This window comes from Plectonema cf. radiosum LEGE 06105, from assembly GCF_015207665.1.
In the GTDB taxonomy this organism is placed as follows: Bacteria; Cyanobacteriota; Cyanobacteriia; order Cyanobacteriales; family Nostocaceae; genus Rivularia; species Rivularia radiosa_A.
The window spans coordinates 42,422-49,406 of sequence record NZ_JADEWL010000040.1 but is presented as its reverse complement, the minus strand read 5'-3'; the positions used below and the strand labels follow the sequence as shown (position 1 = coordinate 49,406).

The following is a 6,985-nucleotide window of genomic DNA, read 5'->3' as shown; positions in this document are numbered from 1 at the left end:
GGAGATGGGGGGATAACCACCGGAGTTCTTTAACCTTTAACCTTTAACCTCTAACCTCTAACCTTTAACCTTTAACCTTTGACCTTTAACCTTTGACCTTTAACCTTTAACCTCTAACCTTTGACCTTCTTGACGTTCGCGCCACCAAGTTAGAAGTGTACTAGCAATAAAAATACTAGAATATGCTCCGGTGATAAAACCAATAATTAGGGCTAAAGCAAAGTTTTTTAAGGTTTCTCCACCGAATAGAAAGATTGCAACTAATGATAGTAAAGTTGTCAAAGTGGTATTTAGTGACCGTCCTAAAGTTTGATTTACTGCATCGTCTACAACTTCGGTTATGGAACGATCGGGATTTGCTTCGAGAGTTTCGCGGATGCGATCGTAAATTACTACAGTATCGTTAACAGAGAACCCAGTGATGGTAAGTAAAGCAACAATAAATAAACTATCTACTTCCGTACCAAATAGCAATCCAAATATTGAAAAAAGCCCCGCAGTCATTAACAGGTCGTGAAAAGTAGCCACAATGGCAAACACTGCGTAATCCAACTTAAATCGAAAAGACAGGTAAATTACAATACCCAAAAAAGACACTATTAAAGCAGTGACTCCAGTATTAAATAATTGTCTTCCTAAAGTGGGTCCAACAGTATCAATTTGAGTTTTTTGCGGATCAAAAGTACCAATTTTTTCGCTTAAGGCAGTTTGCAACTGAGTGCGTTTTTCGACATCCAGAGTTTTGGTGCGAATTAATACCCCATTTCTTTCACCAGTTTCGCTGTCGGCGATAATTTGAATGCTGCTGTCAGCTAATTCTTGGGATACTACAACTTCTCGGACTTCATTGATATCAACTGGTCGATCGCAGTTATTGGGTAAACTACAATCTCGTTCAAATTGTAACCGTGTACCTCCGATAAAATCCAAACTAGGACGTAAAGGAGCGCCAATCTGTTGCCAAGAAATCACCATCGAGATGATGCCAGCTAAAATGATCGCAACAGAAATACCCCACCACAGAGTTCGCGATTTATTAATACTAAGTTTCATTTCGCTACCTCTGCTTTATTTGAACTTGGTAGATTAGGGCAGAAAAGTTCAGGGTTGCGTCGGATTGAATCATTTCTGATTGCTAAAAACATGAACGTGCGGCTACAAGTTACTGCTGTAAACATACTAACTGCTACACCTACAGCCAAAGTTACGGCAAAGCCTTTGACTAAACCAAATCCCAGCCAAAACAAGGCTGCACAGGCAATCAATGTAGTAACATTGCTATCTAAAATACTAGAAAATGCTCGGTAAAAACCAGATTCGACAGAACGATAAAGGGATTTACCAGCTCGCAATTCTTCCCGCGTGCGCTCAAAAATGAGAACGTTGGCATCAACAGCCATACCAATACTCAGGATAAAACCAGCAATCCCAGGTAAAGTTAAAGTTACGCCTAACAAAGCGAAACAAGCCCAAGTCAGAAGCGCATAAATTACCAGAGACAAATCGGCAATTACTCCTGGTAGTCTGTAATAAACCACCATAAATATTAATACTAAAATCAAACCACCAACACCAGCGTAAATACTGCGTTGGATGCTATCTCTACCCAATGTGGCACCGACTGTACGGTTTTCGACAATTTCTATGGGTACTGGTAGGGAACCACCGCGCAACTGTACTGCTAAGTCTTGAGCTTCCTGAGCTGTAAAATTACCTTCAATGACAGCATTTCCACCAGTAATTCCGGTGTTTGCAAATTGCGGTCCTACAGAAGCAGCACTAATTAATTCATTATCAAGAAAAATACCAATAACCCGCCCGGTACCTGCGAGATTTTTAGTTAAATCGGCAAATAATTTACCACCTTCTTGATTAAACTGAAGTGCTGCACTCCAGCCACTACCACCTTGTTGGGGGTCTAAAGGGTTAGCATTAGTTAGATATTTACCCGTTAGGGGTGGATCTAAACTTTCAAATAATTCAACAATCGCCTTTTGATTTGTTTTTAGTTCTTGTTGATTTTTTTCAATTGCAGCGCTATCGTTACCGGAACGTAATTCTTCCTGTTTGGCTTTGAGTTGTTCATTATTAGCTCGTAAAGCAAAAAGTTGAGTTTCTGTTCCTGGCTTTTGTGTCATAAATTCTAATTGTGCCGTACCACCCAACACCCGTTCGGCTTGTTCTGGGTTGCTAACTCCAGGTAACTGAACCAAAATTTTATCGTTGCCTGCGGTTTGAATTACGGGTTCGGAAACTCCCAATCCATTGACTCGATTTCCGAGAACTGTTTGTACCGCTTCGAGTTCCCGTTCACCTATTTGCTTAATTTCTGGAGTAGTCTTAACCTGAATAGTCAGTTGCGAACCTCCCCGTAAATCTAGCCCCAAAGGCACAGGAATTGTAGCAATCACCGTGACTGCGGCAATTACCAGAAATATAATCAAGGCTAATAGCGATCGCTCTTTTTGCATACCATCCCCGCTTCATCGCGACAAACGCTATAATAGCGCTTCTTTATCATTTATGAGTAAAGAGTTATAAATTTTACTAAAGGTCAAAGGTCTGTATGTCAAAGGTCAAAAAAGAAAGGTTAAAGGTTTAAAATAACTGTCAACTCTCAACTAACTCCTAACTCCTAACTCCTCACTCCTTTAGACTCTTGCCGCAACCATTTTTTCGACTGCTTCGACGATTTGCTCTGGTTGAACAATTGTCAATTTTTCCAAGTTACCGTTATAAGGTGTAGGAATATCTTGAGAAGAAAGTCGCAGTACGGGTGCATCTAATTCATCAAACAAGCGTTCGTTAATTGAAGCAATAATTTCTGCGGCTACTCCCCCGGTTCTCATGCATTCTTCGACAATAATTACTCGGTGGGTTTTGCGTATAGATTCACTAATGGTATCAAAATCTAATGGTTTTAAAGATATTAAATCAATCACTTCTGGGTCAAAGCCCGATTTTTCTAGAGTTTTCACGGCTTGCATTACATGATGACGCATCCGTGAATAAGTCAAGATTGTGACATCTTTCCCGCTACGGACGATTTCTGCTTTATTTAATGGCAGCAGATATTCTTCTTCGGGTAAATTTTCTTTTAAGTTATAAAGTAGTACGTGTTCAAAGAACAATACCGGATTATTATCGCGTATGGCTGATTTTAATAAACCTTTGGCATTATAAGGGGTGGAACAAGCAACAATTTTTAATCCCGGAACAGCTTGAAAATAAGCTTCCAAACGCTGGGAATGTTCTGCACCTAATTGTCTTCCGACACCACCGGGACCGCGAATTACTAGAGGAATTTTAAAATTACCCCCGGAAGTGTAGCGCAACATTCCGGCATTGTTAGATATTTGGTTGAAGGCTAATAGCAAAAAGCCCATATTCATGCCTTCGATAATCGGTCTTAACCCTGTCATTGCGGCACCGATCGCCATTCCTGTAAAACTATTTTCGGCTATCGGTGTATCTAATACTCTCAATTCGCCATATTTTTCGTGTAGGTCTTTGGTAACTTTGTAGGAACCACCATAGTGTCCTACATCTTCACCAAGTATCATCACGGTTTTATCTCGTGCCATTTCTTCATCAATGGCTTGTTGTAAAGCGTTAAAAAATAGTGTTTCTGCCATTAGACCAAAAAGATAGGAATATTGCTTTAGAATATTATCGCGTCTCTGTGAAAAATACGGTAAAAATAATACGAGTTATGCAAAATTCCTAAATTGTTCTGGGATTACCAAGTAAATTTATCTTAAATAAATAATTCATTGGTAGTGTCGGAGTCTCGCTCTTTAGCGACAACCTCGCATAACTAATGAAGCGCAATACTAGTACTGCACCACATAAGTTTTGAGGGGTTGGGGTAGTGCGAGCTTCTAGCTCGCTGGTGGCTTCGAGCGAGCGGGACGTATCCCCCTTCGGGGCAGGCTACGCCAACGCACTACGAACGCGTTACCCCTCAAAATTAATGTGGTGGACTACTAGTTAATCGCCCAAGCCCAAGCTATGAGATTTAACGATTAAAAGAAACTGTTGAATCTTCTACAGAATTTACTTGAGCTATGCTCGTACCAGACTCATTTGTTCCGGAAGCTGCCGGAAACTGATTTTCTGGAAATCTTCTTGGTCTTCCCGGTTTGCGTTTGTGTCTTTGATTAATTGATTTTTCGCTTGCTTGTGCCAGTTCTTCTGGTGTACATTTTAACAAACGCAACGCATCCCAGTATTTTTTCGGTGTCATGGTTGGTTCGGTTCGTCCCGCTTCCCAGTTGCGAACGCTTGTTTCACTGATTGCAAGCCTGAAGGCTACTTCTGCACGGCTGAGTCCAGCACGTTCTCTCAGGACTTGCATATCCATATCTTAATGCTCCCTTTTTAAAACTCATTAATTGTATTTATTAAATCAATTGACGTAAAAATGCCAACTGAAAATTGTTTGTTAACTATAATTATTTTATAGGATATTGCATACCCGTATGACAATCTAACCATACTGCAATGTTCTACTGTCTTTTAACCACTTTTTTCGATTTTTCTCTACTAAATCTATACATAAAGATAGATGTTTTCAATCCAATTGTATAGATATGAGCAAATTTCTCCGGTTCACGTCTATTTATCTTGCGATCGCGATCGGATTTATTTCCCCTAATAGTTCACAAATACTATTGATAATTGATAACTTACTTATTATTTATTAAAGTCTCGACGCAAAATTTTACATCGAGAGAGAGTGATGGTTTGATTGTTCTAAGATGGGTGCCTTTGTTTTTGTCGATTTATTTCAACCATCGGGCTGCATCTTTGGCATGGTAGGTTAAAATCAAATCGGCACCAGCACGTTTAAAGCTGGTTAAAGTTTCAAGTACTACCCGCTCTTCGTCAATCCAGCCATTGAGGGCTGCGGCTTTAATCATGGAGTATTCGCCGGAAACATTGTAAGCTGCAACTGGTAGATTGCAAGCTTGTTTGACCTGCCAAATTACATCCATATAGGACAAAGCAGGCTTGACCATTAACATATCAGCCCCTTCGGCAATATCCAATTCTATTTCCTTGATGGCTTCGCGAGAATTTCCTGGGTCCATTTGATAAGTTCGGCGATCGCCAAATTGCGGTGATGAATCAGCTGCATCGCGGAATGGTCCATAGTAGGAAGAAGCGTATTTGGCAGCGTAGGACATAATTGGTGTATCTTGGAAGCCTGCTTCATCCAAACCTAAACGAATAGCCTGGACAAAACCGTCCATCATTCCGGAAGGAGCAATAATATCGGCACCGGCTTTAGCTTGGGATACAGCTGTTTTTTTGAGCAATTCTAAAGTCGGGTCATTCAAAACTCTACCGCTTAAATCGCCTACTTGTAAATAACCGCAATGACCGTGACTGGTATACTCGCACAAGCAAGTGTCAGCAATCACAATCAAATCTGGAACTGCTTCCTTGATGGCAGTAGCGGCTTTTTGAACGATACCGCAATCATGCCAAGCACCAGTCGCTTCTATATCTTTATCTTCAGGAATCCCAAATAAAATCACAGCTGGAATTCCTAACCCATAAACTTCCTTGGCTTCTTCAACAATTTTGTCAGGAGAAAGTTGAAAAACTCCCGGCATCGATTTGACTTCGTTGGCTATACCTTCACCTGGTACAGCAAACAAGGGATAAATTAAATCGCTTGTATTTAATACGGTTTCGCGTACCATACGGCGCAATTGAGGATGGGTACGCAGACGACGGGGACGATGGGTAGGAAACATAAATTTTATCAGCACTAAGGAAAACTTTTATCAATGGACAATTGATAATTGACAATTGATTAATTTGGTTTAAGACTTCTCCTTTTAAGGAGAAAAAAAGAAAAAGGTTGCCGTCTTCGGTTCAATCCTATTGCTTTTAGAGAGAATTGATTTTTCATTAACCATTGTCAATTGTCAATTTTTTATGGACGCAATTGAAAGCGTCACAAACTGAGAACAAAATTATACTTATCAAGGGCAAACTACAAAGAGCGCTTAACTGTCAAATGCCCTACTGTCTGAGAAGATGTGGGGCAATTTTGTGTTTTACAGCTAGATGTATATATATCTCAAAAAAGGTTACAAAAGCTATTTTGGAAATATTATTTAAAGATTAATTTTTACCATAGACATCTCCGAAAAAGAATTTAGAGAGGTGAAATTTTGCCTCTCTACAAGAATTTCGATTGACGCATATTTAATTTCCGGGTTTAATGGAAAGTAATCATTTTGTAAATAGATTGTAACAACTTGTAATTTTGCCTTCAAATAACTGAGTCTGAAATTAAGACTTAATAATAAAATAATTAATTTTTTGTCTTTGCTCGCAGCCTGCTTTGATGAGTGAGGTAAATGTATCTTTGAAAAATGAAATGAAAAATCAATATTTTGAGCAAATAATCAAGAAGTTAGTTAGTAGGTAAAGCAACTTAATTAGAAAATGAAGTGTGAGGGATGCAAGTGATCAGCTTGTATTGTGACTTTTTTACCTAATTAAAAAATTAGGTTGATTTGTGTGTGTGAATAGTCAAACAGTGTGACTAAAAGACTCTAAATATGAAAGGATAGCGAAAAGGTTGCTCCGAGTCTCCTAAAACGTGAAAAAGCGCCCAAATAGTGAGTCCCCAATGGATGAGAAACCAAAGACTGAACAGAAAACCCAGCAAACCGAAAGTGAGAGTAGCTAGTATAGGAGCTAGTATTGTAATAATCAGTACATACAGCCAAACATTAAAGTGGAAATTGATGGCTTCTTTGGCATTGCTTTTCACAACTGGATCTTCAGTGGTAAAAAGTATAAAAATGGGAATGGCAATAGAAATTAGTGTAGAACTAAAAAAAATTGCTCCGTGAGATATAGCTGATAAAAGCTTTCGCCTATCGATATCGTACATTTTTGTCTCCCTGACATTAAGCTTTTGAATTATATAACGAACCAATAACCTTGATAGTTGTCTTAA

6 protein-coding genes are annotated in these 6,985 nt (G+C 39.2%); all 6 read right to left on the bottom strand.

Going from position 1 to position 6,985, the window contains the following annotated elements:
• Positions 1-99 precede the first annotated feature (99 nt).
• Positions 100-1,053: a protein translocase subunit SecF gene (gene secF, locus IQ247_RS13995; protein WP_193920917.1), complete on the bottom strand. Its 954-nt coding sequence runs from the start codon at positions 1,051-1,053 to the stop codon at positions 100-102.
• Positions 1,050-2,471: a protein translocase subunit SecD gene (gene secD, locus IQ247_RS13990; RefSeq protein ID WP_193920915.1), complete on the bottom strand. Its 1,422-nt coding sequence runs from the start codon at positions 2,469-2,471 to the stop codon at positions 1,050-1,052. Before secD ends, secF begins: the two co-directional genes overlap by 4 nt.
• Positions 2,472-2,651: 180 nt before the next feature.
• The gene (locus IQ247_RS13985) at positions 2,652-3,635 is read right to left on the bottom strand and encodes an alpha-ketoacid dehydrogenase subunit beta (protein ID WP_193920913.1); all 984 of its coding nucleotides are present in this window, start codon (positions 3,633-3,635) and stop codon (positions 2,652-2,654) included.
• Positions 3,636-4,018: 383 nt separating this feature from the next.
• Entirely contained in the window at positions 4,019-4,363 is a 345-nt protein-coding gene (locus IQ247_RS13980) for a helix-turn-helix domain-containing protein (RefSeq protein ID WP_193920911.1), read from the bottom strand.
• Positions 4,364-4,784: 421 nt separating this feature from the next.
• Complete coding sequence (gene hemB / locus IQ247_RS13975) at positions 4,785-5,765, bottom strand: porphobilinogen synthase (RefSeq protein WP_193920909.1); 981 nt, start codon at positions 5,763-5,765, stop codon at positions 4,785-4,787.
• A gap of 800 nt (positions 5,766-6,565) precedes the next feature.
• A complete protein-coding gene (locus tag IQ247_RS13970) occupies positions 6,566-6,919 on the bottom strand; it encodes a DUF4870 domain-containing protein (RefSeq protein WP_193920907.1) in 354 nt (117 codons plus the stop codon).
• Positions 6,920-6,985 lie beyond the last annotated feature (66 nt).